Raw genomic sequence first — 24261 nt, 5'->3', positions numbered from 1 at the left:
CTACGATGCGGAAGTGGCGAAATTGGTAGACGCACCAGATTTAGGTTCTGGCGCCGCAAGGTGTGAGAGTTCAAGTCTCTCCTTCCGCACCATTATTTAGATAGTTAATACTATCACTGCAGGTCTATCGCCAAGCGGTAAGGCAGCGGCTTTTGATGCCGCCATTCCCTGGTTCGAATCCAGGTAGACCTGCCATTTTACAACGTTATCGGATAAGATTCGGATAACTACGATGCGGAAGTGGCGAAATTGGTAGACGCACCAGATTTAGGTTCTGGCGCCGCAAGGTGTGAGAGTTCAAGTCTCTCCTTCCGCACCATTATTTAGATAGTTCACACTATCACTGCAGGTCTATCGCCAAGCGGTAAGGCAGCGGCTTTTGATGCCGCCATTCCCTGGTTCGAATCCAGGTAGACCTGCCATTCTTTATTTTAAAGAGTACAACGTTATTTAAGCATGCGCTTTTAATAACTACGATGCGGAAGTGGCGAAATTGGTAGACGCACCAGATTTAGGTTCTGGCGCCGCAAGGTGTGAGAGTTCAAGTCTCTCCTTCCGCACCATACTATTAAGGTAGTCATGCGAATACTATTGCAGGGCTATCGCCAAGCGGTAAGGCAACGGATTCTGATTCCGTCATCCCTGGTTCGAATCCAGGTAGCCCTGCCAAATTCATTGTTTTCTGGTAGCAATAATTATCAGACAGTTTTACAACGTTATCGGATAAGATTCGAATAACTACGATGCGGAAGTGGCGAAATTGGTAGACGCACCAGATTTAGGTTCTGGCGCCGCAAGGTGTGAGAGTTCAAGTCTCTCCTTCCGCACCATTATTTCTGAACATCAGATTGGCTACGTAGCTCAGCTGGTTAGAGCACATCACTCATAATGATGGGGTCACAGGTTCAAATCCCGTCGTAGCCACCATTATACAACGTTGATAGAATTCGATTCTGTTAACTACAAATGCGGAAGTGGCGAAATTGGTAGACGCACCAGATTTAGGTTCTGGCGCCGCAAGGTGTGAGAGTTCAAGTCTCTCCTTCCGCACCATATTAAAAACCCAGCTTAGGCTGGGTTTTCTCATTTAATACCGTAGCGAATTGACTACGATTAGATACGGCAAATTCAAACACAAAAAAATCCGGCCTAAGCCGGATTTTTCGTTCAGTCTTGTTTCTACCCAAGTAGACCCAAAGCTGCATTTGGTGCCTGTTTTGCCTGAGCCAATACAGAACTTGATGCCTGGGAAAGGATCTGGGCTTTGGTAAGCGCGGTGGTTTCCTTCGCAAAGTCGGTATCTTTGATACGGCTCTTAGATGCGTTAACGTTTTCATTGATGTTATCAAGGTTATTGATCGCATGATTGAAACGGTTTTGGAATGCACCTAATTCTGCACGATGACTGTCTACATACTTCAATGCGGAGTCAACAACTGCTACCGCTTGCTGTGCACCACCCACTGTGGTCACGTCCATATCGTCAACCGTCTCAGCATTACCAGCACTGATACCAAGTTCACCAGCAAGGCTACCGCCAAATGTTGCAGGACCATCAACTTTATTGTTATCAGTGAAAAGCTGCAGTTTACCGTCTTGGTCAACGGAAGCTTTTACCATATCAGTCTGACCGTTTATATAAGTCGCAAGCTCTTCAATATCATCTCCCGCTTTCGCGTTGATAGCAATATTTCGCTCTTGACCAAATTTATCAGTTAGAGAAATGGTAAAGTCGTTTGCACCTTCCTGAACCGTCCAATCCTTATCTTTGCCGTTTTCCGAAACATAGCTAGTGCCACCCATCATACGGTTGTCACTGCGCATATCTTTCAGATTAAGCATGACAGCTTCGCCGCTATCTGCCCCGATCTGGAATGATTTCGTAGAGAACGTACCGTTAAGTAGTTTGTTACCACCAAAAGAGGTAGTTTCGGCTACTCGGTTGAGTTCGTCATTAAGTGCGTTTACTTCTTCCTGAATCGCCACGCGTTCAGATTTTGAGTTGGAACCGTTCGCTGATTGTAGTGATAGATCTCGCATGCGTTGCAGAATACTGGTGGTTTCATTCATTGCACCTTCAGCAGTCTGAGCGATCGAGATACCATCATTAGCGTTACGAACAGCAACATCAAGACCTCGGCTTTGGACATTCAAGCGGTTGGATATTTGCAGACCCGCTGCGTCGTCCTTAGCACTATTAATTTTGTAGCCTGATGATAGACGTTCCATTGATGAATTCATTGCATTGGTTGCGCTGTTTAAATAGCGCTGTGCTGTCATCGCCGAAACGTTAGTATTAACATTAACCGCCATAGTGGTTTCTCCTATTGATTTTCCGTTATTTCGGAAATTCCGATCGGCTTCCGACGTCTCGGAAAACCATTAGTTCTCTCAAAGTTCGATCCTTTAGCGACGCAGCATAGATTTCCTTTAGAGAATTATGCGAAATATTTATTGAATCGATGAATAAAAGAGAAAAAAGTGCTTGAGAAACCAAATTCGTCAGAAATAATTAAAGATTGTTTCTATTCAGTCGAGATGATTCGGATAATTAGGAGATGGAGAAAAAGAAAAAGCCCCTTTTCCTAATCAATCAAATAACACCTTAAAAATACAATAACTTATGATAATTAAATTAGGAAAATGGCGATAAAGTGGCGACAAATCATTTTACATTACATGCATTTTTAATCTGGTTGAATAGGTTAACTACTGCATTGTTAAGCCTGATGAATAGCACTATTCGTCGCAGTTCATACTCCTTCCATTCCTCAATATTCGATGAGACATAATCGCGTTTTTTGTTATGACTGTTTTACCCTTTTTACCTGTATTTTCTTATCTTAGCTGATGAAACAAATTGAAAAAATGGTTTTGGTTGCAAAATACCTTTGAAGCCTTGCTGTGTAAGGCTCTGTACTGTTCATTACTGATCATTAAATTACTCGTCAGATCTTTCTAATTCCTCACGTAAAATATTAACATCACTGCTTATCAATCACTTAGCTGTAATCACGCGATCTTTTATGATCTTTATTTTTTCAAATAACTGAAAAAAATTTCAATTTTCGAAATTTTAAAAAGTCCGATTTCTGACAAAATCTATTCTCTAAGCCCCTTATACTGCAAGGCTTGGGCTTAAATCAGCCGTCCAGAATTTCACGACAACAAAATTGCGAAAAAAACGATCCAAAAACCTCGCAGGCGGGTGTAGAGGAGCGCGGATTACGTGGGTGAATGACTCGATAACGTGGCGCAGGATTTCTGCTTTGTAGCGTGAGGGTAAAGAAATGAATTAGGGCAGAGTTTGATAACAAAAATAAAGCGCGGCCATATGGCTGCGCTGAGTGGCTTAATTATGATTGTTATGTCTTCGTTATTGGGTCTAACCTTTCTTTCAATGACCAGCTATCTTCGCCATGACCAGTGATTGTTCCTGATTGATTTGGTGCAGATGTTAACGCTCCAGTCTCTGGGCTGGTATGTGTATGGGCAGCTAATGTATCAGATAGTTCTTTTACCACTCTCATCAGTTCGGAAAGTAGAATGAGTACATTCTCCTGATAAGACCCCAGCCATGTTTCAGGTGCTTGCAACCACTGAAAGTCTCCGGTGATGCTGCGGCGATGTTTGCCAATAACCTCAATCATTTCCCCAGCTGTGGCTATGTGCATATTACCCAAACTACCTAGTTCTATATTATCACCGGCAAGCAGCTCAATCGCTCCTAATGCTTCAATGAGCTTTTTGCCTACGATGTTCTCAATGCTATGCTCCATGATATCAAGCTGATGAGAACCGAAACTCCCCTGGTACTGATAAGCTTCATCACTGCGTTTAAACGATTTAAGCGTATGAGTCTGGTCGGTTTGTTCTGTGATGTTTCCCGCTGCATCGATTCGATGACTCACTTCTTCACGTTGCTGTTGCAGAAGTTCGCCTGGCTCAATTGATGGGAGCGGATATTCACGGCCATAAATACCACGGATAACCGGCCTGTCACTTCGACCGTATGCGAATGCGATTTCTACCATTGTTCCTTCCAGTGGATACGCCATATTTCCGGCTTCATGACCACTTACATTCACTGGTAACGGAATTGAACGATAAACCGGGATTGACGTATTTGGTTCTAAATTTTCATTTAGTATCTGAACATCAACTGCATAACGTGGGCGAAATGGTTCGTTTTTATCTCCCACACTGGCGCAATCGCGAACGGCTTCCACGCGACCAAACATAGGTAAGTGATAACCGGCGGTCAGTTCAGGAAAATACCGATATATTTCCTGTTTCTTTGCTTCTGTCTCACTACTTGTCGGTTTCCAGTACGCGGTCATTTCTTCATTGATTAAATCAACGCGGGTAATTCGGTGACCGTTTAATTCTCGCCCAGGCCTAAGCATCGGGAACGGCACGAAAGAAACACTATTGGCTGTTTGTCGTGATGTGAATTCATCGGCAATTGTCATTGGCTTTTGATAGAACATCGAATCTTCAAATGCACCAATAAAGACCCGTTGGTCATCGGCCTGAAACCAGATAGCGTCATTAATTTGAAATGCTTTCGCCAGTTTATCCAAACACTGGTATCCGTTGCCATGATGAACAAAATTCGGAATAGCCGTCTGCATATAGGCTTTATCCGGATAATAGAATTCTAATCCGGTTAATGTTTCAAGCTGATTGAGAATTTCGATAGCGGTCGGATGTTCAATACTGATCGGCCAGCTCTGGCTCAATATTCCTGAATTCTCTTTGACGGTGATTTTATAGAACCCATTTTGCGCAGGCTGAACCTTATCGATATACCCTTCGAAATAGATATACAAATCGGGTTCATAGCCAATATCTAAACGAACTAAATCCAGTCGTTGCGGTTCTTCATTCGCTTCAATTACAAAAATGGCCTTTCCACCTAATGATAGTTTCAGGCTTAGCATGGCACTTGAAAGATGAACTTCTTCATTGCTGATATAAAGGCGTTTGGTCAATTTCATTGAGTCGCCTCCTGATTGGCTTGAAGTGCTGCTTTTAATCTAGTGTTTTGTGTTTGCTCCGCTTTGGTTTGTTCGTTTTTACGGGTTTCTTTCTGTTCAGCAACACTGTGGTGTTCTTTGAGTCTGAATGTCACCATCCACGCCATGATGTTTGTTTGTTGCTCTGCAGAAAATCGGCCTGAGAATTTCACCTGGCGAATTTTAAACGCATTAGCCATTTCATTCACAACACGATAAATAGTCCGGTCCCCGTTTTCGTCCTTGGCCGAACTCATCTTTTCAAGATCAGCAAGTTGGCTGATATCCTTAAACGAAATCAAACCGGATACTGAAAGAACAGAGGCTTTTTCCCCCTGTTCGGCATCGTCGGTATTGGATGTTTGGCCGGACATGTCCTGAGTTTTGAACTCTCTTTCAAAGTTCACAACCAAATTTTTAATTGAGAATGTTTGTCCATTTAGGGCGAACATAGTAATTCCTCCCAGAACGTCAGTGGTGATTCACTCAATATCAGGCTGGCAATGGTAAACGGGTGAGATGTTGGCGCACTGCTTTTGCTAAGTGTGGTTGCTAAACTTTCCGCATTACCATTTAACGACATTGACCAAACCGCCCCATGCAGGTTTTTCAGTGCTGCAATCTGCTGAGTTGTCGTTGTCACATATTGGCCGCGCTTGCTGGCTAATGCGCCTAATTTGCTGATCACGTTTTGCTGATCACTGGCGAGTGATTCGAGTGTGGCAATCTGCGCACCCTGCCATTGAAGATATTCACCTAACGGATTGAAATTCAAATCACTACCCGGTTTAAAGCGAGGTTGTTTTATTGATGCAGGTTGATAGCGTTTTGTGGTTTCTATTCCGGCTAAGGATGTTGAATATCTCGCAGCCATGCACCAATCTGGCAATGTGAACACTTGCGTTAATTGGTTTAGGTTCGTTGCGAAGTCTTCGATTTTGGATGCACTGAGCATTATCGCAATACAATATTGTGATGTGACAGGGCGATATTTGTCGGCTTTATCTCTGAGCTTTTGCACCAGTTTGTCGATCGCGGTTTTAGCATCCAAATAATTACCCGCTTTGGTCTTGGTCCCCACTTCAAATTGATATGGTGAAACTGTCATAACCGTACCCGATGACAGCAGACTAGTTAACTCAGAACGTAACGATAATAACCCAGCAGCTTCACTGCTTAGTGGATGTTGGCTATATCCAGCGTAACCGGACAATTCAGCCAGCGTATTACTGGCTGAATTCATTGTTGAACTGACAGAGTTCAGGACTGTAGCTGATTGGGTTTCTAGTGATTGAGCTGAATCAGGCCAGTTAAGTGATGCTTGTGACCACATAATTAAACCTTAATTGGCCAAGGATTATCAGACTGAACCAGCTCTCTTGCCTCTATCGCCTGAGCTTCTAAAGACTCTGCTTCTGAAATCGATTCACTAGTTCCAATCAATCTTTTTATTTGAGCCTCTTCTAGTAGAGGGCTGACTGTTTTTACGTAGGCTGCGCGTCTTTTAGCGTCAATAACGCTGTAGTTGTATTCATATTGGGTTGTTACATTGGTTACCCAACCTGTTCCATTAACCCATTCATCAAACTGAGTAGATGGCTTATTTAGTGTATATTCATCACCAACGACAGATGCATCATCAAATTCTTTTGATTCTAACGTTTCTTTATTGTAGGCAGTTACGGGGACAGGAATTACCTCAATTAACCATGAATCATTTTCTTTATCATAACGGCACTGTTGAATATCAGAATTGTATTCTGGTAATGCCGTCCAAGTAGCAAACTGAGGAAGAACGCAGTCTTGATACCCTTGGTCAGGGAAGACTTTACTCGTACCAGTGAATAAACATGTCTTAAAGGAATAATGGTAGGCTATTTTCATTATTTCCATCCTCTGTGAATTTTATAAGAAAGATTACCTGTCATCGGACGGTTTACATCAGCAACCGGCACGGTACGAGAAGCATCTATATTAACACTCAGAACCACATCATTACTGCCGGTTTCTTGCCCCAAAATATCATTCAATAATTGACTTTCAATTGATTGTCCCATAACTCCTGAACCAGATTCGGCGGAGGAATTGTAAGGTGAATGGAAACCACTAGTAGAACCAGTAATGTTTCGAATCGCATCACCTAACGTCGAACCGTGAATATCACCAGGACCTGTACCATGGATATAATGACCTAAATGAAAGTTGGGTAGTGTAAACGTTGTTGAGCCATCACCTTCACCAAAGTACATAGCGTAAGTCTCAGGGTCTGCGTCCTTCGTTGCTTGATCTATGGTTAGCTCTGTTGATTGCGCATAAGCCCATAGAATAGCGTCCGTCGTTCTGGAATATTCGCCGCCTTTAAGATCAAGAAAACCGTCAACGCTCCCTTCCATATGAAAGGGTAGAATCCAACCAACCATATTTTGTAAAAGTGCGTACTGAGGATGAGGATTGTCATCTGCAATGTGAGCATCCAAACCACCTTTGACTCTCACATCAGTCACTGTCCCATCAGCCGAAATATCAGCAATTTTCGCCACATAGTGCTGTTGGTTGCTTTCATCAACGTAGTCTGAAAGAGCGGTTTCGGATGTAACCACTGAAACCAGATTCGACCACACTGATAACACGGTACCTTCGCGAACGACGTCGAGATAAAGTGATGTCGGCAAAGTTGATAAGGTTTGAATCACATCGTTTTCAAGCACTGCACGTAATCCACCGACATAGGCGATACCTGCCGTTATTTTGAATTTGGTTGGGTCGGCTTGTTGAATCACATCATAACCACTGATAAATGCGGTATGACCGTAATAATCCAACCATGCTAGACGAATATCTTCTTCAATACCTAAAAGTCGGGCCTGATAATCTATCTGCCAGGTGGCTGCATCTACGGTAATACCTGCGATTTGTGCGGCTCCGGTGTATTGCTGCACCAGTGATTTGGTGCTTGCCATTCCGGCTTCTTTGGTTTCGTCGGCTTTATACACGACCATACCGCAGGAATTGGCGGTGTTTTTATCACGCAGATAAATGGCGTTGAATGTAAACTCTGCCACACTGCCCGGAATTACCACGGAATAGACTAAAGCGTTATCGCCCAGCTTGCCGACCTGATCAATATCCTGCTGATGAACCCAGTGGGTGACATCAGGTAAACCACTATTGCGGTCGATGTCTGTTGCTAAATCCAAATCCGGCAGATAAGCGAAAATCATTTCATTCATTTCCGGAGCCTGTCCGACACTGATTTTATTCTGCAGGTACTTCTCAAATTCTATTGGAATGGCCGTCAGGCTCATGAGTTACCCCCTAATGTGGCAATAAAGAGTTGTTGCTGATGTTCAAACGGATTCGCTGTATTTTTTATTTCTACTTCTTCTACGGATTTCGCTCTGAACATCATGAAATTATGACTAAATTCACCGTGATACAGATTCAGTTCACTAGGATAAGACACTTGAAAACGATAGCGACGACAGGTCAGCCCGTACTGTTCAATCAGGGTCTGGATCAGCTTGGAATTGTTGGACAGTTCTCCATCGGTTAGTTCAATGGTACAAACATCCCACTCAATGGCACTTTCACGTTCTTTAAACGCGACAATGCCAACGCCAAGACGTTCAAAAATGCGTTTAAAGCCGATCACACTGCCTGCATCTTTGGCATTGACGGCGGCATATTTCACCCGCTTACGAAACAGGCTTAATGGTTCACCGTCGAAACGTTCAATATCCCGGTCCCATGCCAATAGCTTTAGAACAGATTCACTACAGGTCAGGGCATCCATCTGGTTGATTGGGAAAAGTAGCCAGTTACGCACTTTCTGCATGAATGCGAAGACGCCAGTCGAGACAAAATACGGCTCTTTTATTTCTTCCGAGGTGGTTTTACCATCCTGCCACCATGGCGTCTCGGTTTGTTCAACCTCTGGAATATCACTCATCGGTCAGTTCCTCCACCGTCAAACTGTCCAAACGTGGTTGTTCTAATGCGCTGACTATGTCCTGTTGAATTACTCCATCGACCGTAAATTTGAGCGATTCGACTGAATCCATATTGGTATGAATTTCTGTTGCCATTTGGGACAAGCTGAATCGGCTGTTTGGTTTCGCTCTGGTCATTTCTGAATAGGCTTCTGTTTCGCGAAACGCTGCTCTAATGCGGTCTTCCACTTCAGTCAATGCACTGGTTTTTTGTTCATCGGTCAAGTTAGACGTCAACACCACCTGTGCGGCAACGGTTTGCAAGCTATCAGGAATCGCAAGGCAGGTAAGAACGTCGCCATGGCCGTGATGGCCGTCGTCCATAATGTAGGTATTCAGACTGTCGATAACACTTTGCGGCGTGGCCCCGACTTCCATCAGAATGTATGCGTTGGCCGTTCCTGGTGTTATGTGTCCGGTGTTTTCAAAAAAGATATTGTCACTGCGAATACCTGCCACACTGGCGATAATTGAACGATAGGCATCATCAATATGCCATTCGCCTGAACTGGTGAATGCGTTTTGCAGTCTGAGCGCCAGTTCTTCGTCTGTTTCTTCATTGGCTCCTGACGTGGTTATCCAATCCGGTTGGTTTACCACACTGGCAATTCCTGAAACGGCTTCGGGCAAAATATTGAAATAGCCTGACGGCAGGTTATAAGCAGCCCCGGCTTCCTCAGCAACTACGGGAACATCCATCGTTTCGATACCGGATGGAATGACCGTTTCTGCAGATACCAACACTTTATAAATTACATCATCAATCGGCAGAGTCTGAATGACCGTTCCTTCCGCAATAGTCACTTCATCATCAATGTTGGTTTTGGTGAATGCGATCACTCCTTCGGTGTTCACTGCCCCTTTCACTTCAACGTTTAGTTCCCATGCTTTTAGTTCTAACGCCCAGCGTTCTGCTGTGGCGACGAACATATTTGGCAACACAGAACCTGCGAGTAATGTGCGAATTAACCAGATTACCGGAGTAATCACGGCGGCTTTCACCCAGCGCCAGAACGGGGACATAGATGAATCGTTTGATAAGGTACTGCCGGAATCAGATACACTGGTTTTTAGTTCGGTTTCCATTTCATCAGCGGTAACCGGCACGCCAGAATCTGACAGAATGGAAAGAAAGTCGGCGGTTGGTCGTTTGCTCATGCGGTTACCTCAACGCTAATATCACTGTATTCATAGGCTTCTGCGGTTAACTGAACTTGTCCTGCACTGAGTTCTTCTGCGCTGGCTGTTCCCGGAATAATTCGGCTGTCCTGCTCTGCGATTTGTTCAATCTGAATCAAAATGTCGGCTCGGGTGATTGGGTTACGTTCTGCAGATAACGCTCGTGCATAGCCGGATTCCATGATCGCGTGTTTAATATCCTGAGCAATGCTATAAGCATCACTGCAGGTTGTTGGTTGTTGGCCTGCGTCGATGTCCCATGCACCATCGACTACTTTGATGTCTATGTATTGTTTATCCGGCATTGAGATCTTCCCACTCTGTTAATTGGTCAGGCGTGAATCCGTTTTTAGTGGTGATATACACATCACCGAACTGACTGACTTTGTGCGAGCTCTGAGACTGAGAACGAGTCATGTTATTTACGATATTTGGTGCTAATTGTGGTTGTGTCCCTGCTTGCTTGTATCCAATTACAGATGTGTCTTCACTTACCTGTGATGGAATTTGAGCGACGTTTCTAATTCCGGCCGGAAGATTTGCCCCTGTTGTGGCCGTTTTGGCCGCGTTGGTTTCTGGCATGCCAGGCATATCACCGGCACGCCATTCGATATCAACACCGGGGATCATATTAAGTTTGTCGATAACCCAATCGATGGTTTTGCTCAACATTTTAAACACGGCCAAATCACCGAAAGAGGCTTTTAGTTCGTCCCAGTAATTGATTGCGAGAGCGATTCCTGCACCAAGAGCAAGAAACACCCAACCAATAGGATTCGTTAGTAAAGCCAACCCAAGTTTCAAAAAGCCTTTGGTTAAGCCTAACGTGACAACTTTAACCGCAGTCAAAACCCCTTTTAATATGGTTAATGTTACAGACCATCCAGCCGACATCATTCGAGCCATCCCCATAATTAAAGATAGCGACGCAACTACTCCACCAAGAGAAACAGCAACAATAACCAGTCCACTCATGACTTGAGTAAGAAGGGGAAACTGATCCGTCATTTCTGTTAGCCATGTCATACCATCGGCGATAGAACCGACAACGGAATTAATGGCTGGAAGAATGGCACCGAACGCGGCGGCACGAATAGCAAACCAACTCGCTTCGAGGCGTTCCCATTGGTCGGTCATGGCTGAGGCCATTTGTTCGGCTTTTGACATATCCTGAACTTTGGCTAACTCATCAATGTTTTTAGTTAACTGGGCCGTTTTTGGTAACAGGTTCTGAATTAGTTTTACAGCTTCTTCAGAGCCAAAAGCGTCTTTTAATACCGCGTATTGCTTCGCCTCGCCTAAGTTCCCGATTTTACCGTCTAACTTAGTTAAGATATCGACCATAGGAAGTAGCCGACCTTCACTATCAGTAAAGCTTAAACCTAGCTTTTTCTGAGCTGTCACGGCTCCACCTAAAAATGCGGTATATTTTGTTGCTGCTTCACTTCCACCCATTGTTGCCTGTAGTGTGCCTAAAACTGCCATTTGCTCAGATACATCGGCACCCATTGCCGTAGCAGATGATCCAAGGGTACTGAATGCCTGAGACATCTTTGAACCATCAGTTTTAAACATTTGCACGGCAGTTGCAGTCATCCCCGTGATTCTTTCAACCCACTCTGCTTTTCCCATTTTTTGAGCATCGTTTTCAAAAATCCCGTACATGGTGCCCATGTAACTGGTAATTGTCGTGGTATCGGCTTTGGTGGCGGCAGCGAGTACACCTGATGCTTTGGTGAACTGTGATAGTTCGTCGCCGTTAAGACCTGCGATTGCTGACTGTATATCGTAAGATGCTGCCACAAAGTCAGTGGCAGATTTACCGTATTCTGAAGAAAACTCTAATGCGGTTTGAGACAGGGTCTTTAATGCATCATCCGTTACACCGAGTGATTTCACCTCACCCAATTTGCGGTCCATCTCAATAGCCGGCATTAATGCGTTTTGGATAGCAAAACCAGTCGCCACTAGTCCGGCACCACCTGTAACCATATCACGCATACCCTGTTTAGAGTTTTGCATGGTTTGATCAAGCTGTTGGGTGATGCCTCTTAGCGGTTTAGTCACCTGGTCTATCAGGCCGATCTGCATTAATAGCTTTTCATTCATTTACTAAACAATCCTGCTATGGCGGATTTAACGGCGATTTCCATACGTTCCTTTTCGTGCTTATCGAGCCAGATTGCTCGAGCTAAGTTCTGCGGGTCATCGTCTTCATATGGGAAATAATGACGGCGCAGGGTTAACGCTTGTTCCAGTCCGTTGGATTCAATGCGTTCAACCCGCGTATTTAGTTTTTTAGCGTAACTTTAATCCCGCCTTTTGAGGCTTTAGTTACTTCACCAAACACATCCATGATCAAGCCAGGTACGGTATTCATCAGCTCATTCAATGCCTGTTTTTGTTCTGGTTCAACCGTGCGGTTTAAATAGGTTCGCGCTGGTTCGATTTTGTTATCTGGCATCAGGTCATTGGTGTAGTTGTTGTAATCGTTCACCGTTGGCGTGAAGGAAAAATCCGTTTCACCGATGGAAACAACTACTGGTTTGGATGTGAATGCTGCTTTCGTCATTACTTTTCTCTCTCTGGTTGTTCGCGCTCTGCACGCCAATTTAGATAATCTTCAATTTGTTGATTGCACTCGGTGAGTGCGTGTTTTAATTTCGGTATGTCATTGCTGACGACTTCCGGCCACGTTCCTACTATTTGCGGTTTGTGGCACGGCACTAATAATCCGGCAGGTGGTAACAGGGTGATCACCTGCGTTGCAGTGGTATCAGTACGGCTCGCGCAGGCGCTGAGTAACATCACCAGGAATAACGCACTGAATCGTTGATAACCTCGCTTTGAGTTCGTCAATTTCAGTATTAAGCGTTTGTTCATGTTCTATCTGCTCCCGCTGCCGTTTCACCAACAGTTCATTGTTTGCCTGTGCATCACTTTTCAACGTTTCGATGGTGATTAAGTTGCTTTGGTTATCTGCCTGAGCCTGTTGTAAATCGTCTTGCAGTGATAACCGTTTGGTTTTACTGATATCCAGACTTAGCCACAACACAACAATCACAACGACTAATCCGGCTAGTCCAGCCCACTTAATCCACTTCCATGCAGCGATCATATTCTTTCCCCCGCCGTTCGATCAGTCCGGGTAATTTCTTTCCACCGCCATACACCCAACGGGGAAGCTCTGCGCAGGCTTTGGGATAATCTCCGGCAATAGTGAGCCTATATATCTGCGTCATACTGTGATTGGGATTGCGCCTGAATCTGGCGCATCCGGTGTTAAATACAAATGACGTGAGCGCATCGAACTGGCCTTGTGTCATGGTTTTACCTGATGCTTGTTCGGCATCTTCAACACACAATTCAGCGTGATGAATATTCACAGCCCAATCTTTTGCTATTTGCTCTAATGGAACGGGTTCGTCAGGCACATCGTGGGTATTCCCAATCCCATTGGTGGGCTTTCCTGCCGGGCAGGTATATGGGGAACGGCGACACCCTTCTGCGTTGCCGATCATTTCAAGCGCCTGTTCACTGACTCTGAGTTCTGTGATGGTTTGGCCGTCAATCACGACCTGACCGACAGATGAATCCAGAGAGGCAACACCTCCAGTCACGATACCGATCACGGCAATGACCGAACAAATAACCTTATTACGGATTTTCATTACGAAAGACTCCTTGCTCTTTGGCGATGCTCTGCATCTTTCTTTTGTGCCATAAGTTGATCAGTACAGTGATAAGTCCCAGCGCCATGGATGAGATGAAATACCATTGCTCAAGGCTAAAAGTACCGAATAACATCCCTACGGCTGAGATCACGTAAGCCAGATAGTTAGTAAATTTTTCAGATAGCTCATGCATAATTACTCTCTTTCACTCTGACAGGTGACACAATACTGGCAGCCCGGCGCAGCTTCGCGCCGCGCCTGCGGGATTTCATCACCACATTCCAGACAATGTTTTTCGCTGGGACGGTTGGAACGAACCCTTGATTGTTGTCGTTCCAGTGCCATTTTCTGGAATTTGGCCTCCGTTGCATTTGCATCATCAATAATGTCCATGCAGTTCCTTATGCGTTAATCAGGCCGCGGGTATCGTCGGTAGACAGATACGGCACGCCATTGATATTGACGAACAAAGGACTGGTGACGAACCCTTTCAGTTTGCGGGTGCTTTTATCTGCACTTTCAGGGTCAACACTGAGTAAGTCAGAAATCAGCAGCTTGACACCAAACAACTGGATTTTGTCTTCGTCTTCGCCATTGTTGGCGTAGAACATGATGTCATCTGGTTCAATACCGCGATAACTTCCGGCACTTTTGGCAGCAGCGTGAACTTTCTGAAACTGTTTTAAGTCGAGTTCCAGCTCTACATCACAACTCACTTTTCCATCGGTGTAACCATCGGTGACACCACGGGTAAAGGCGGCTTCTGATTCATCGTTGATGGTCGCGGTGGCACTTTTTACATGGACATATTCACCAAACAGGGTCGTATCAAAGCTGCGACCAGAAAAACGTGCTGTCATTATTCTTCTCCTTGTTTGATGTAGATGGCGATAGTGATTTTGACCGGGCATTCATACGGCTGAACCGCCAGATAAATTTCCACTTCTTCACTGGTAACCCATTTAATTTGGATGTCGTCATCTTCCGGTGGGTAGATTTCACCAGGGATGCCCGTTCTTGCCATAGTGCGCAGGTCTTTCGTGAAATAAAGTTTTGCTCTGGCTTCACTTTGTGGGGTTGAGTTCAGCGTTCGATCAGCAATACGGGCAAGGGCACGAATCCGCACTTTACGCGCTGCTTTCATGGCGACACGGATATGACGAATGTCTTGGAAATCGCCGCCTGCCACATCTAGCGTGCGTCCGGTAGTCCAGTATTGACCTGCATAATCTGGGTACCACATCGGGCAAGCGATACGGTTTGATTCCAGTGTTTTTAATGTGGCTAGTTGCAGCGATTTACCGTCTTTATCCGTCAGAAAATCAGTACTGCCTACCACACTGCCTGTTTTCACTCGTGCTGGAGAATCGGCAATGGAAGCATCAACCTGATTTGCAAGTCGACCACAGTATTTACCTAGTGTCGAACCATCAGCATGAACACGGGGAACAACGGTGATGTATTCGCTTGCGACATCTTTCGGGATTGCGACAGTCGCGGCTAACCATTCGGCCCAAGTTTTGCCTGTATCGGCGTTGTTGTCGATTTCTGGCAAGCAGCAAATTACGAAGGTTTCACGGGCTAATTTGTTTTTCAGCTCGGTTCTTACGGTAATTGCGTTTTCCAGTAAGGTTTTATCAGTTGCAGGGAAGTCGAGAACGGTAGCTTCAAAGCTGGATGTCTCATTGGCCAACATGACTGCATCCTGCCAGTTATCGGCTTCGTCTAAGATCATGACCCCTGCAGTCCATTCACTACCACCGTTTAGCTGCGCTGCTGTCACGGTTGTAAGCAATGATTCGCCTGCATCTTCTAGCGCATCATCTAAATCACTCGACGAGTCAACGACAATCAGATTGCGGGTTGTGCCTTCAACGGTTCCGTAACCAACGAACAGGAAGTGGTATTCCACGCCCGCGATAGGACCGTTCATCAGGTTTTGTATTTTTATAATAACGGTTGGCCATGCCATGTTATTTACTCCTGTTTCGTTTTAGTTCACGTTTGATAATCATTGCCGTTCGTTTTGGACTAATGCCTATCAACCGTCGTTCAGGAACTTCTATATCCCAGCGCTCAGCAGGATCTCGTTCTCTTAATTTACGAATTTGATAACTTGCCTTACCCATTGTGAGATTTTGGGTAATCCACTTAATTGTCGGCTTCTTACCTCTTTTACCTTTTTTGCTACCTTTCTCCGGAGGCATTCGATAACCAAGTTCACGGAGTAATTTGGCTTGTATTCGTGTTGCCGGATCATTTTTGTTATGTGCTGTGCCGTCTTTTTTCTTTTTTTTGTTTTCTATTAATTTGGCTCTTACACTGCTTTGCTGTTTGACTCCGTAGTGATGGCGGTAAGCAACAAAGCTTGAAAAACCCAACCAACCGACAACAATTTCACGATTGTTATTTTGTTGTTTGTATTTAACTTTTCGCTGCAAGCCTTTCATCATCTTGGCTTTGCCGCGCTTACGTCTTTTCCAGTGTTTACCTTCTGGGGTCTGTTGAGCCCGTATATCTCGCTTTGTCTTCTTTGTTTGATATTTACCTATAGAGGTCAGAATCCGCTTTCTCTGCTGAGTATTTAATTTCAATAAATCTAATGTTTCCCTGACTCTCAGCAGGCTATTATCATCAGCAGTTATCGCTATCATTTTCTAACCACATCACGCAGTTTTTCAGCTACCCAGATTTCATATCCTTCAATGCTCCATTGCTGACCACGCCAGTAAATAGGGCCGTTTTCGTCGGCAATGACACGAACCGGTTCTTCAAAATCAACAGTGATGATCACTTCTGCACTGCGTTCATCTTCCATGACCACGTCCACTTCTGGATCCGATAATGGTGCGCCATCATCGCGTTCTGTGTCGTTGTCCATTAACCAGGCACCAACATTGCAAAACAGAACTGCCGGGCTGTAATCACGAAACGGGAAACGGTCAAAGTAAAACTCGGCCTGATAACGCATCAAAAGCAGGTCCATACCCTGCCCCATATGGCGGCTGTTCAGTGATAGTGAGATATCACTCATTTCGCATTGCATGTGTTTGGCTATCTGTTCACCAACACATTTATCGATGAAAGATTTCAGGTCTCTGAGTTTGTATCCGGCTTCGTATTGGGTTGTCATATCAGGTCTACACTCGCTCGTTGTTTGCCTAACATGTGGCGAATGATTCTGCTACTTTCGGCCAGTAGTTCGTTTTTCAATTCGAGGCTGCGCTCTGCCAGGTGATCACCTTCTTTGCGTTGGCTGACTGTGGCAAAGTCTGGCAGTAAATCGGCTTTGGCTCTGGCGAATACGGCTGATTCGTACTGAATCACCAGACGGTTCTTTTCACCGACTTTTGGATATACGTCAGCATCTGCCGCTTTTAGTGTGCCTTCTGACAAATAGGCTGTTTTTAGCAGCTCCAGCTCTAAGTTGACCGATGCCATCGCATTGGAAACGGCATAGGCGATGCGGTCGTCATCTTGGGCGGCAGGCGTTCCGCGACGGCGTTCGAATACTCCGGCATCAATGTCCGGCCAAAATCCGTCATTGGTGATTAGTGTGCTTTGATATCCGTCACTGGCTCCGGTAAACATCCTGCAGTCCTCTTTGATAAGTGCGCTCTAGCCACTGGGTCGACGGTTTACAATGAACCACGCAGGTTATTGCAACCTCGCCAGCCGAGCGCGGCGGCGTAGGAGTCTTATAAATTTTTGCCTTCGGTTAAGGCGTTTATTCTCATGCGAACCCGGTCAATCTGGGTTTTCACGCCCACTTTTGAGTTCTTTTCATGCGCGGTTAATAGCAAGGCTTCCGCGTTCTGTAGCTTTTCAAGATCACCGACCTGACTTGGTTGCGGGTCGCCTTTTTCATTCATAAGCAGGCGATACCCCGCGAACTTGTACCATTTGGCTTCCAGTTTTTCCGGCAGTACCCACGGGCCATCAATCAGCTTGAATACTTTCGAGAAATACGGCTCAACAGACTGGCCGTTTACCTGCTGACGTTCGGACCATTCCAGTACCATGTCAGCGCAGAATGTCGGCCAGTTACGTTTGAAGCTTTCCGGTGTTGGCAAATCGAATTCAATCGCTTTTAAGCACCAGTCAATTGCCACGTCTAGTTCGTCGATATCGAACAACCAGATCACCATGTCGGTGAAGATAGGATTCTGGTAGCCCTTACCTTCTTCGAGGTACTTTTCAACGACAGGGCGATATTTTGGAATTAATACGTCACGTTTGTGATTAATTTTTTCCGCAATCTGAACCAAGTCTTTCAGGGCTTTTTTGTCGTTTTCAAACTCAATCAACTGAATGTGTAAGCTGTCTGAGCTGACAATGACCTGGTGTTCCACTGACTGGCTTTGTTGCTGTTTTAGCAGCTTTTGTCGTTGTCTTTGTAAAGGGCTAACCATGATTGTCTCCTACTGATTACGCTGCGGCAGGTTCAGCGATAGCGACCGCTTCAATTGCTGCGAACTTGTTCATGTTACCGACGGCATAACCTTCCATTCGGATGTGGTTGTTTTCGAAACGCAGTGTGTCTTCATTATTTTTCTGACGACGCCACTGAGTTCCTTGCTGTGTTAGTACCTGCAGGTTTTTCGCATTGGTGACCCAAAGCTGATTAGCTGGGAAAAACGGCGGTATATATGCTTGTTTGCCTGCAATGGTTTTCGCCAGTGACTGTGCTGCTTTGTGTTCTGTTGGCACTGTTGCAGCTTCCAGCAAGCGGTGTTGTTCTGCTGCGACCAGATTGGAACCAACCAGTACAATCAAATCCGGATCATTACGATGCTCAGGTGCAATCGTGGTATTAATCAGGTCTTGGGTTAATGAGTCCAGGTTCTTGTATGAACCTTCAGTTGCGCCCGTTGAATCAAGCGTTGCAGTAGCCAATACCTGAGCGGCTTTTTTCTCTTTAACAATGGTCAACCAACCTTTGTTAACATCCTGACCTAATGGGTAAGTCGCTGGGTCAGTTGTAGTTGCAATGGATGTACCATTGAAACCAATACGAAGAATATCCAGTGCAAACCGACGTGAAATGGCACTTTGCATCATCTTCAGCCATTCACCTTTGCCACCCGAATTAGCCCACTGAGTCATCATTTCCCAGGTTATATGAGCACCAGAATCTGTTTTTGTTAGCTCGTAGGTGTTACCACTTTGGCCAACAGGGACACTGAAACGCTCAGCAGCGCGACCAGTAGAAAGACCGTCGTCACCAACATCGACCACCTGACCTTTAATTTGTTGAACAGGCAGCATGGAAATCATGCCAAGGAATGCATCCGACTGCATGATCGCCTGACGTAGTTTTGTCTCCATTGGTGCAGTAATGGCAAACATTGTTTGACCTTGTCCCGCACCTGCTGCTTCTAGCGTTGCAAGACTAAATTCCATCAAATAGCGAGTTGAAACTGCATTTAACATTAAAAGAGCTCCTTGCTTGAGAATTTATCAGATGCGCCAGTTTCAGCAGGGCGTTGGTCCGGTGCTTCCTGAGTCAATTTAGTAAACTTGTTTTCAAGCTCACCTTGTTTGTCAGAAATACCTTTTAACTGTTCTGTTAACTGGCTGAATTGTTCTGACGTTAAACCTGAGGTTTTCTCGCCAGAGGTGTCATTTTTCGGCGTTTCTTCGCCTTCTACTTCTGGTTTTTGCTGGGTAGAGAAAGTATTAAATTGCTCTTCCAGCGCACCTTGTTTGGTGCTGATAGCGGAAATACCGTCCATCACTTGTTTGAACTGCTCTTGGTTCATGGGTTCTTCGTCCTCTGGCTGAGAATCATCGGTGTGTTCTGGCTGTTCGCCAGATGAAAAGAATGCCTTGCATACGGAAAAGAATCGGTCGGAACGGGTGAAGCACTGGGAAAAATCAATTTCTTCTAATGCATCAGATTCGATTGTTGTTTCTTCACCATCGCGGCGGGAAAACTTCAATTGAGTGGTACCTGTTGATGCTGGGGAGTCAGTCACAGCGAGGCCCATCAGGTAACACTTACCTTCACCTTTATAATCCGGGTTTGGTTCAATGGAAGTAAACAATTTCTGCATTTCTTTGTTAGCATCTAACAGCAATTGGTTTGCTGTTAATTTGGCATATAAACGGAGTTTGCCGTCTTTTTCTTCGGCTTTTAGTTCTTCAACTATGCCCCAGTTTTTACCTTCGAATGATGTCCATACACTGCGATAGTGTTCCGGCCAGATCAATGCTGTGTATTCTTCTTTGGAATACAACGCGGCCATATCGTTAATCCACGTTTTGGTAATTTTGCGACCATCGACAGTATTACCTGCTGTAGCTACGATGACCCAATCACTGGTTTTTGGCATGGTTGAACACTCTTAATAAAACGGTTTCTGTCGATATTCGCCAACCATACCCGCTTAATTTTCCCCTTTCAGCCTGTTTTGTTCGGGTCAATTCGGATATGGCAAAAAACGGAATTTTGCGGAATTTTTCTAAGGGAATCAGTGCTTATATCCGCTTAACATGCAGACATGGCATACTCTCCCGAAATACGACAAGCCGCCCGTGCGCTTTATTTAAAGGCATGGACGCCACGCGAAATTGCAGACGAGCTGAATCTGAACAGTGACCGGATTATTTATTACTGGGCTGATAGATTCGGCTGGCGTGATATGTTGCGTGAACAAACGATCGATGAAGCTATCTCGAATCGTATCCAGACTTTGCTTGAGATTGAAAATCCAAGTAAACCGCAGTTGGATATGCTTGATCGGCTGATTAACCATCACGTTAAAATCACCAAATACCGAGCCATTAATAGGCCAGAAGAACAACAGTCTGAGCCAACTGGTAAACAACCGGCTCGTTCGGGCAAAGCCTCTTCTGGTGAAGAAAGTGCCGATAATGGTCAATCTTCCGCTTCATCATCAAAGAACGGCGGTAAAAAGCGCGGTAAGAAGACGAAGAATGATGTCAGTGAACTCACTGAAGACAATTTCAAACTCTGGCATGACTCGCTGTTTGCATATCAGCATACGATGCGTAATAACCTGGATAAGCGTATTCGTAATATTCTTAAATCTCGTCAGATTGGTGCTACTTATTACTTTGCAGGTGAAGCGTTAGAGCAGGCGATTCTTACCGGGGATAATCAGATATTCCTTTCCGCCTCCCGAGCTCAGGCGGAAGTTTTCCGTCGTTATATTGTCGCATTAGCCAAAGAGTTTTTAGATTTGGAGCTTTCCGGTAACCCGATGACGTTATCTAACGGAGCCGAACTGCATTTCTTATCAACGAACGGGAAAACTGCACAGAGTTATCACGGCCACGTGTATGTCGATGAATATTTCTGGATTGGTAAGTTTGACGAGCTGAACAAAGTCGCTTCAGCAATGGCGACTCATAAGAAGTGGCGCAAAACTTACTTTTCGACTCCCTCATCAAAAATGCACCCGGCCTATCCGTTCTGGACAGGTGATAAATGGCGTGGTGATAAATCTACCCGTAAGAATATTGAATTCCCTTCTTTTGAAGAACTTCGTGACGGTGGGCGGTTATGCCCTGATAAACAGTGGCGGTACGTTGTTACGATTGAAGATGCGGCTAAAGGTGGTTGTGATTTATTTGATATTGACGAACTGCGCGAAGAATACAGTGAAAATGATTTCAATAACCTGTTTATGTGCGTGTTCGTTGATGGCGCCAGCTCCATCTTTGAATTCAACAAGATTCAGAAATGCATGGTTGATGCCTCCATTTGGCAAGACTTTAATGCATTGGCGGTTCGCCCGTTTGGCAGTCGTGAGGTTTGGCTCGGTTATGACCCGTCCCGAACCCGGGATAATGCCGTACTAATGGTGGTTGCCCCACCGATTGTGGCTGCAGAGAAATTCCGCATTTTGGAAAAACATACCTGGCGTGGTCTGAGTTTTCAGCATCAAGCCAGTGAAATCAGCAAAGTCTTTGAACGCTTCAATGTTACCTACCTTGGCATTGATATCACCGGTATCGGTGCTGGGGTTTATGACTTACTCCAAAACAAGCACCCTCGCGAAACCGTCGCAATTCACTATTCGAATGAGAATAAAAACCGTCTTGTCATGAAAATGATTGATGTGATTGACGGGGACCGGCTGCAGTTTGATTCCAATATGAAAGAAACCGCAATGGCATTTATGGCGATTAAGCGGGTTTCGACCAATAGCGGCAATATGATGACGTTTAAAGCAGACCGCAGTGAATTAGTCGGTCATGCGGATGACTTCTGGGCACTTTCTCATGCACTAATCAATGAACCGTTAGATCACAACACTATACGTAAATCCACATGGCAGTTAGCAGCATGACAGAACAATTAATACAAGATACTGAACCACAAAATGATGCGAAGTCTGTTTACAGCTTTGACCCCCATCCTGAGCCGATTGATACCCAGAACTGGATGACCCGTTATTGTGAACTGGTTTACAACGATGGTGACGACTTTTGGGAACCGCCTATTTCATTGCAGGGACTGGCGAGCATTGCCAATGCTAATGGTTATCACGGTTCGTTATTAAAAGCGCGGGCGAACTATGTGGCTGGGCGTTTTATCCGTGGCGGCAATATGTCTATGTATAAGATGAATAATGCCTCTTGGGATTATTTCGGTCTGGGTATGTGTGCGTTTGTGAAGATTCGAAATTATCTGAAACAGGTAGTTTCTCTGGAGCCGTTGCCGATGGTGTATATGCGTAAACGTCGAAACGGTGACTTTGCTCAGTTGCTTGAGAACTACGAGCAAAAGAACTTCCGCAAAAATGATGTGATCTTTATTCCTCAGTATGACCCACAACAACAGGTTTATGGCCTGCCTGATTATCTCGGAAGTATTCAAAGCAGTTTGTTAAATACGGATGCAACGTTATTTCGTCGTCGTTATTACCTGAATGGCGCGCATATGGGTTTTATCTTTTATGCCACTGACCCGAACCTGAGCGCTGACGATGAAGAGGCCTTAAAGCAGAAAATTGCCAGCTCGAAGGGCGTGGGTAACTTTCGCAGTATGTTTGTGAATATTCCCAACGGTAAGGAAAAAGGTATCCAACTGATTCCTGTTGGTGACATTGCCACGAAAGATGAATTTGAACGAATTAAGAATATTACCGCTCAGGACGTGTTTGTCGGGCATCGATTCCCGGCAGGTATGGGCGGCATGATTCCGCAGGTTGGGGCGAACCTTCCCGACCCGGTAAAAGTGAGCACTATTTACGACAAATACGAGGTAATTCCGGTATGCAAGCGCATTGCGGATGCAGTGAATAGTGACCCTGAAATTCCTAATTCTCTGAAATTAACCTTTGATTTAGATACTTCTCTGGAGAGCAATTAAATGGCTGACCTTAAAAATAGTCGAGACGCAATTCAACATAATCTTGACCTGGGATCTTCTCGTTCTTTTGAGCGAGTGTTTAGTGTTGAAGACCTCAGTTCTCAACAAAAGATTGCCTGTTCTTTTGGTAGCAACGGACGAGTGTTTGTGATTCCGTTGACGGATGGTTTACCTGTTAACGCAATAGGTTCTATCAAAATGACGGTAGATCTGGCAGGGGTTGAAGAGGATATTCCAGATGGAACCGTCGATTTATCTCAGTGTATACCACCATCGTATGAAAAACCTCGGTGGGGCGGTTTGGCTGACTCACTTGTTGTGATTGTTGATAGTGCCATATCTGGCTGTGATAGTGTAAAAGTGATAGTGGAGCGTTATTGATGCGACAATATCCAGATGAAGAATTATTGTTTGACGTTTCGACTTTACCAGGCATGAGACCCTTCCCATATGATGAATCAAGAATAAGTCAAATAAGCATTTACTATCCCTATTTCGATGGCATTAATAATTATATTGGTTTTGATGCGGTCACTCTCACTGGTGATTTTGAATGGTCAGCTGATGTGCAGTGCGATGCTACCCTTGGTATTGGTTACTTATTCTCAAGCACAGTTAATACGGGTGGACGGTTCGTTTTGTACTTTAGCTCTTCTGACAACTCTTGGAGGTTTTTTAGCTCGAACGATTCTTCATACAGCACTACATATGGGGCAAACGTCACAGATGATAGCTTTATAGACGGTGGTGTTCACACGATTAAATGCAAGCGTGTATCGGGCGTTGTTAGCTACTACATCGAAAACAATCAAACTGCTGTCGCTAGCTATAGTGACAATGGTGCCGACTATACGATTAACGGTTTTGGTAATAAATTTCCAAATTCTGGCATTCAGTATTTTAACGGCGTGTCGAACAATCTAGTTATTGGCGAACACCTTTTTGCACTCAATGAGTCTTGGTCTGAATATCCAACAGCCAAGGATTCCAATAATAACGGGGATGCAACTTATTATAATTTCACTGAAGACCAGGTATTAACGGAGATCTCATAATGT

At 44.8% G+C, this 24261-nt stretch carries 28 protein-coding genes, 9 tRNA genes and 1 pseudogene; 13 read left to right on the top strand and 25 right to left on the bottom strand.

Annotation, left to right across the window (positions count from 1 at the left end; translation table 11 throughout):
- Positions 1-7 precede the first annotated feature (7 nt).
- The 9 genes from EES38_RS05445 to EES38_RS05405 all read left to right on the top strand — a co-directional run bounded on the left by EES38_RS05445 (position 8) and on the right by EES38_RS05405 (position 1053).
- Positions 8-92: transfer RNA gene (locus tag EES38_RS05445), tRNA-Leu, on the top strand.
- Between the two features lie 28 nt (positions 93-120).
- Positions 121-195 (top strand) — tRNA-Gln (locus EES38_RS05440).
- Between the two features lie 39 nt (positions 196-234).
- A tRNA-Leu gene (locus tag EES38_RS05435) sits at positions 235-319 on the top strand.
- Between the two features lie 28 nt (positions 320-347).
- Positions 348-422: transfer RNA gene (locus tag EES38_RS05430), tRNA-Gln, on the top strand.
- Between the two features lie 56 nt (positions 423-478).
- Positions 479-563 (top strand) — tRNA-Leu (locus EES38_RS05425).
- Between the two features lie 32 nt (positions 564-595).
- Positions 596-669 (top strand) — tRNA-Gln (locus EES38_RS05420).
- A 76-nt stretch (positions 670-745) separates the two neighbouring features.
- Positions 746-830, top strand: a tRNA-Leu gene (locus EES38_RS05415).
- A 20-nt stretch (positions 831-850) separates the two neighbouring features.
- Positions 851-927: transfer RNA gene (locus tag EES38_RS05410), tRNA-Met, on the top strand.
- A 41-nt stretch (positions 928-968) separates the two neighbouring features.
- Positions 969-1053, top strand: a tRNA-Leu gene (locus EES38_RS05405).
- A 126-nt stretch (positions 1054-1179) separates the two neighbouring features.
- Here the strand turns inward: EES38_RS05405 and EES38_RS05400 are convergent.
- From EES38_RS05400 to EES38_RS05285, 25 genes and pseudogenes are all read right to left on the bottom strand, one after another.
- Positions 1180-2313, bottom strand: a complete 1134-nt coding sequence (locus EES38_RS05400) for a flagellin (protein WP_124936166.1) — start codon at positions 2311-2313, stop codon at positions 1180-1182.
- A gap of 1052 nt (positions 2314-3365) precedes the next feature.
- Positions 3366-5000 (bottom strand): hypothetical protein, encoded by a 1635-nt coding sequence (locus EES38_RS05395; protein WP_124936165.1) that lies wholly within the window; start codon positions 4998-5000, stop codon positions 3366-3368.
- On the bottom strand, positions 4997-5470 hold the full coding sequence (locus tag EES38_RS05390; RefSeq protein ID WP_124936164.1) for a baseplate complex protein: 474 nt from the start codon (positions 5468-5470) through the stop codon (positions 4997-4999). The genes EES38_RS05395 and EES38_RS05390 overlap by 4 nt, the downstream gene beginning before the upstream one ends.
- On the bottom strand, positions 5458-6351 hold the full coding sequence (locus EES38_RS05385; protein ID WP_243694154.1) for a hypothetical protein: 894 nt from the start codon (positions 6349-6351) through the stop codon (positions 5458-5460). Before EES38_RS05385 ends, EES38_RS05390 begins: the two co-directional genes overlap by 13 nt.
- A 2-nt stretch (positions 6352-6353) precedes the next feature.
- Positions 6354-6902, bottom strand: a complete 549-nt coding sequence (locus EES38_RS05380; protein WP_124936162.1) for a hypothetical protein — start codon at positions 6900-6902, stop codon at positions 6354-6356.
- Positions 6903-7501: 599 nt separating this feature from the next.
- Positions 7502-8323 (bottom strand): annotated as a pseudogene (locus EES38_RS22480) (phage tail-collar fiber domain-containing protein); the annotation flags it as partial.
- Entirely contained in the window at positions 8320-8967 is a 648-nt protein-coding gene (locus tag EES38_RS05370; RefSeq protein ID WP_124936160.1) for a phage tail protein, read from the bottom strand. The gene EES38_RS05370 and the pseudogene EES38_RS22480, both read right to left, overlap by 4 nt.
- Complete coding sequence (locus EES38_RS05365) at positions 8960-10165, bottom strand: baseplate J/gp47 family protein (protein ID WP_124936159.1); 1206 nt, start codon at positions 10163-10165, stop codon at positions 8960-8962. Before EES38_RS05365 ends, EES38_RS05370 begins: the two co-directional genes overlap by 8 nt.
- Positions 10162-10491, bottom strand: a complete 330-nt coding sequence (locus tag EES38_RS05360; RefSeq protein WP_124936158.1) for a DUF2590 family protein — start codon at positions 10489-10491, stop codon at positions 10162-10164. The genes EES38_RS05365 and EES38_RS05360 overlap by 4 nt, the downstream gene beginning before the upstream one ends.
- Complete coding sequence (locus EES38_RS05355) at positions 10481-12295, bottom strand: phage tail tape measure protein (RefSeq protein WP_124936157.1); 1815 nt, start codon at positions 12293-12295, stop codon at positions 10481-10483. The genes EES38_RS05360 and EES38_RS05355 overlap by 11 nt, the downstream gene beginning before the upstream one ends.
- Positions 12292-12426 carry a DUF6890 family protein gene (locus EES38_RS22895; RefSeq protein WP_439333240.1) on the bottom strand — a complete coding sequence of 45 codons (135 nt, stop codon included), beginning with the start codon at positions 12424-12426 and terminating at the stop codon, positions 12292-12294. The genes EES38_RS05355 and EES38_RS22895 overlap by 4 nt, the downstream gene beginning before the upstream one ends.
- 50 nt (positions 12427-12476) lie before the next feature.
- Positions 12477-12758 carry a putative phage tail assembly chaperone gene (locus EES38_RS05350; protein ID WP_124936156.1) on the bottom strand — a complete coding sequence of 94 codons (282 nt, stop codon included), beginning with the start codon at positions 12756-12758 and terminating at the stop codon, positions 12477-12479.
- Positions 12758-12994: an Rz1-like lysis system protein LysC gene (lysC, locus tag EES38_RS22890; RefSeq protein WP_124936559.1), complete on the bottom strand. Its 237-nt coding sequence runs from the start codon at positions 12992-12994 to the stop codon at positions 12758-12760. Before lysC ends, EES38_RS05350 begins: the two co-directional genes overlap by 1 nt.
- Positions 12963-13304, bottom strand: a complete 342-nt coding sequence (locus tag EES38_RS05340) for a hypothetical protein (RefSeq protein ID WP_124936155.1) — start codon at positions 13302-13304, stop codon at positions 12963-12965. Before EES38_RS05340 ends, lysC begins: the two co-directional genes overlap by 32 nt.
- Positions 13279-13857 (bottom strand): lysozyme, encoded by a 579-nt coding sequence (locus EES38_RS05335; protein ID WP_124936154.1) that lies wholly within the window; start codon positions 13855-13857, stop codon positions 13279-13281. The genes EES38_RS05340 and EES38_RS05335 overlap by 26 nt, the downstream gene beginning before the upstream one ends.
- Positions 13844-14053, bottom strand: coding sequence for an HP1 family phage holin (locus tag EES38_RS05330; protein WP_124936153.1), 210 nt, complete (start codon positions 14051-14053; stop codon positions 13844-13846). The genes EES38_RS05335 and EES38_RS05330 overlap by 14 nt, the downstream gene beginning before the upstream one ends.
- 2 nt (positions 14054-14055) lie before the next feature.
- Complete coding sequence (locus tag EES38_RS05325; protein WP_124936152.1) at positions 14056-14253, bottom strand: TraR/DksA C4-type zinc finger protein; 198 nt, start codon at positions 14251-14253, stop codon at positions 14056-14058.
- Positions 14254-14261: 8 nt separating this feature from the next.
- The gene (locus tag EES38_RS05320; protein WP_208020412.1) at positions 14262-14723 is read right to left on the bottom strand and encodes a phage protein; all 462 of its coding nucleotides are present in this window, start codon (positions 14721-14723) and stop codon (positions 14262-14264) included.
- Positions 14720-15832 carry a DUF2586 domain-containing protein gene (locus EES38_RS05315; protein WP_124936150.1) on the bottom strand — a complete coding sequence of 371 codons (1113 nt, stop codon included), beginning with the start codon at positions 15830-15832 and terminating at the stop codon, positions 14720-14722. The genes EES38_RS05320 and EES38_RS05315 overlap by 4 nt, the downstream gene beginning before the upstream one ends.
- Before the next feature lies 1 nt (position 15833).
- Complete coding sequence (locus tag EES38_RS05310) at positions 15834-16514, bottom strand: phage virion morphogenesis protein (protein WP_124936149.1); 681 nt, start codon at positions 16512-16514, stop codon at positions 15834-15836.
- Positions 16511-16993, bottom strand: a complete 483-nt coding sequence (locus EES38_RS05305) for a phage tail protein (RefSeq protein WP_124936148.1) — start codon at positions 16991-16993, stop codon at positions 16511-16513. The genes EES38_RS05310 and EES38_RS05305 overlap by 4 nt, the downstream gene beginning before the upstream one ends.
- On the bottom strand, positions 16990-17451 hold the full coding sequence (locus tag EES38_RS05300) for a head completion/stabilization protein (RefSeq protein WP_124936147.1): 462 nt from the start codon (positions 17449-17451) through the stop codon (positions 16990-16992). The genes EES38_RS05305 and EES38_RS05300 overlap by 4 nt, the downstream gene beginning before the upstream one ends.
- A gap of 107 nt (positions 17452-17558) precedes the next feature.
- Positions 17559-18272: a phage terminase small subunit gene (locus tag EES38_RS05295; protein WP_124936146.1), complete on the bottom strand. Its 714-nt coding sequence runs from the start codon at positions 18270-18272 to the stop codon at positions 17559-17561.
- 16 nt (positions 18273-18288) lie between these two features.
- Positions 18289-19293 (bottom strand): phage major capsid protein, P2 family, encoded by a 1005-nt coding sequence (locus EES38_RS05290; protein ID WP_124936145.1) that lies wholly within the window; start codon positions 19291-19293, stop codon positions 18289-18291.
- A complete protein-coding gene (locus tag EES38_RS05285) occupies positions 19293-20195 on the bottom strand; it encodes a GPO family capsid scaffolding protein (RefSeq protein WP_124936144.1) in 903 nt (300 codons plus the stop codon). Before EES38_RS05285 ends, EES38_RS05290 begins: the two co-directional genes overlap by 1 nt.
- Before the next feature lie 168 nt (positions 20196-20363).
- Here EES38_RS05285 and EES38_RS05280 point away from each other — a divergent pair, with 168 nt between their 5' ends.
- From EES38_RS05280 to EES38_RS05265, 4 genes are read left to right on the top strand one after another with little or no spacing between them, the layout of a single operon-like run.
- On the top strand, positions 20364-22178 hold the full coding sequence (locus EES38_RS05280) for a terminase large subunit domain-containing protein (protein ID WP_124936143.1): 1815 nt from the start codon (positions 20364-20366) through the stop codon (positions 22176-22178).
- The gene (locus EES38_RS05275) at positions 22160-23203 is read left to right on the top strand and encodes a phage portal protein (protein WP_124936142.1); all 1044 of its coding nucleotides are present in this window, start codon (positions 22160-22162) and stop codon (positions 23201-23203) included. Before EES38_RS05280 ends, EES38_RS05275 begins: the two co-directional genes overlap by 19 nt.
- Positions 23204-23584 (top strand): hypothetical protein, encoded by a 381-nt coding sequence (locus tag EES38_RS05270; protein WP_243694153.1) that lies wholly within the window; start codon positions 23204-23206, stop codon positions 23582-23584. It abuts the gene before it with no gap.
- Positions 23584-24258: a hypothetical protein gene (locus EES38_RS05265; protein ID WP_124936141.1), complete on the top strand. Its 675-nt coding sequence runs from the start codon at positions 23584-23586 to the stop codon at positions 24256-24258. The genes EES38_RS05270 and EES38_RS05265 overlap by 1 nt, the downstream gene beginning before the upstream one ends.
- Positions 24259-24261: the final 3 nt, after the last annotated feature.

The organism is Vibrio viridaestus (assembly GCF_003856525.1).
GTDB classification, from domain to species: Bacteria; Pseudomonadota; Gammaproteobacteria; order Enterobacterales; family Vibrionaceae; genus Vibrio; species Vibrio viridaestus.
The sequence above is the reverse complement of the archived record's forward strand: the minus strand, read 5'-3'. Positions and strand labels throughout refer to the sequence as shown.

Excerpts from the sequence above, each read along its gene's own strand:
- EES38_RS05400 (WP_124936166.1), bottom strand. The coding sequence starts at position 2,313 with ATGGCGGTTAATGTTAATACTAACGTTTCGGCGATGACAGCACAGCGC.
- EES38_RS05395 (WP_124936165.1), bottom strand. The coding sequence starts at position 5,000 with ATGAAATTGACCAAACGCCTTTATATCAGCAATGAAGAAGTTCATCTT.
- EES38_RS05390 (WP_124936164.1), bottom strand. The coding sequence starts at position 5,470 with ATGTTCGCCCTAAATGGACAAACATTCTCAATTAAAAATTTGGTTGTG.
- EES38_RS05385 (WP_243694154.1), bottom strand. The coding sequence starts at position 6,351 with ATGTGGTCACAAGCATCACTTAACTGGCCTGATTCAGCTCAATCACTA.
- EES38_RS05380 (WP_124936162.1), bottom strand. The coding sequence starts at position 6,902 with ATGAAAATAGCCTACCATTATTCCTTTAAGACATGTTTATTCACTGGT.
- EES38_RS05370 (WP_124936160.1), bottom strand. The coding sequence starts at position 8,967 with ATGAGTGATATTCCAGAGGTTGAACAAACCGAGACGCCATGGTGGCAG.
- EES38_RS05365 (WP_124936159.1), bottom strand. The coding sequence starts at position 10,165 with ATGAGCAAACGACCAACCGCCGACTTTCTTTCCATTCTGTCAGATTCT.
- EES38_RS05360 (WP_124936158.1), bottom strand. The coding sequence starts at position 10,491 with ATGCCGGATAAACAATACATAGACATCAAAGTAGTCGATGGTGCATGG.
- EES38_RS05355 (WP_124936157.1), bottom strand. The coding sequence starts at position 12,295 with ATGAATGAAAAGCTATTAATGCAGATCGGCCTGATAGACCAGGTGACT.
- EES38_RS05350 (WP_124936156.1), bottom strand. The coding sequence starts at position 12,758 with ATGACGAAAGCAGCATTCACATCCAAACCAGTAGTTGTTTCCATCGGT.
- lysC (WP_124936559.1), bottom strand. The coding sequence starts at position 12,994 with ATGTTACTCAGCGCCTGCGCGAGCCGTACTGATACCACTGCAACGCAG.
- EES38_RS05340 (WP_124936155.1), bottom strand. The coding sequence starts at position 13,304 with ATGATCGCTGCATGGAAGTGGATTAAGTGGGCTGGACTAGCCGGATTA.
- EES38_RS05335 (WP_124936154.1), bottom strand. The coding sequence starts at position 13,857 with ATGAAAATCCGTAATAAGGTTATTTGTTCGGTCATTGCCGTGATCGGT.
- EES38_RS05330 (WP_124936153.1), bottom strand. The coding sequence starts at position 14,053 with ATGCATGAGCTATCTGAAAAATTTACTAACTATCTGGCTTACGTGATC.
- EES38_RS05325 (WP_124936152.1), bottom strand. The coding sequence starts at position 14,253 with ATGGACATTATTGATGATGCAAATGCAACGGAGGCCAAATTCCAGAAA.
- EES38_RS05315 (WP_124936150.1), bottom strand. The coding sequence starts at position 15,832 with ATGGCATGGCCAACCGTTATTATAAAAATACAAAACCTGATGAACGGT.
- EES38_RS05310 (WP_124936149.1), bottom strand. The coding sequence starts at position 16,514 with ATGATAGCGATAACTGCTGATGATAATAGCCTGCTGAGAGTCAGGGAA.
- EES38_RS05305 (WP_124936148.1), bottom strand. The coding sequence starts at position 16,993 with ATGACAACCCAATACGAAGCCGGATACAAACTCAGAGACCTGAAATCT.
- EES38_RS05300 (WP_124936147.1), bottom strand. The coding sequence starts at position 17,451 with ATGTTTACCGGAGCCAGTGACGGATATCAAAGCACACTAATCACCAAT.
- EES38_RS05295 (WP_124936146.1), bottom strand. The coding sequence starts at position 18,272 with ATGGTTAGCCCTTTACAAAGACAACGACAAAAGCTGCTAAAACAGCAA.
- EES38_RS05290 (WP_124936145.1), bottom strand. The coding sequence starts at position 19,293 with ATGTTAAATGCAGTTTCAACTCGCTATTTGATGGAATTTAGTCTTGCA.
- EES38_RS05285 (WP_124936144.1), bottom strand. The coding sequence starts at position 20,195 with ATGCCAAAAACCAGTGATTGGGTCATCGTAGCTACAGCAGGTAATACT.
- EES38_RS05280 (WP_124936143.1), top strand. The coding sequence starts at position 20,364 with ATGGCATACTCTCCCGAAATACGACAAGCCGCCCGTGCGCTTTATTTA.
- EES38_RS05275 (WP_124936142.1), top strand. The coding sequence starts at position 22,160 with ATGGCAGTTAGCAGCATGACAGAACAATTAATACAAGATACTGAACCA.
- EES38_RS05270 (WP_243694153.1), top strand. The coding sequence starts at position 23,204 with ATGGCTGACCTTAAAAATAGTCGAGACGCAATTCAACATAATCTTGAC.
- EES38_RS05265 (WP_124936141.1), top strand. The coding sequence starts at position 23,584 with ATGCGACAATATCCAGATGAAGAATTATTGTTTGACGTTTCGACTTTA.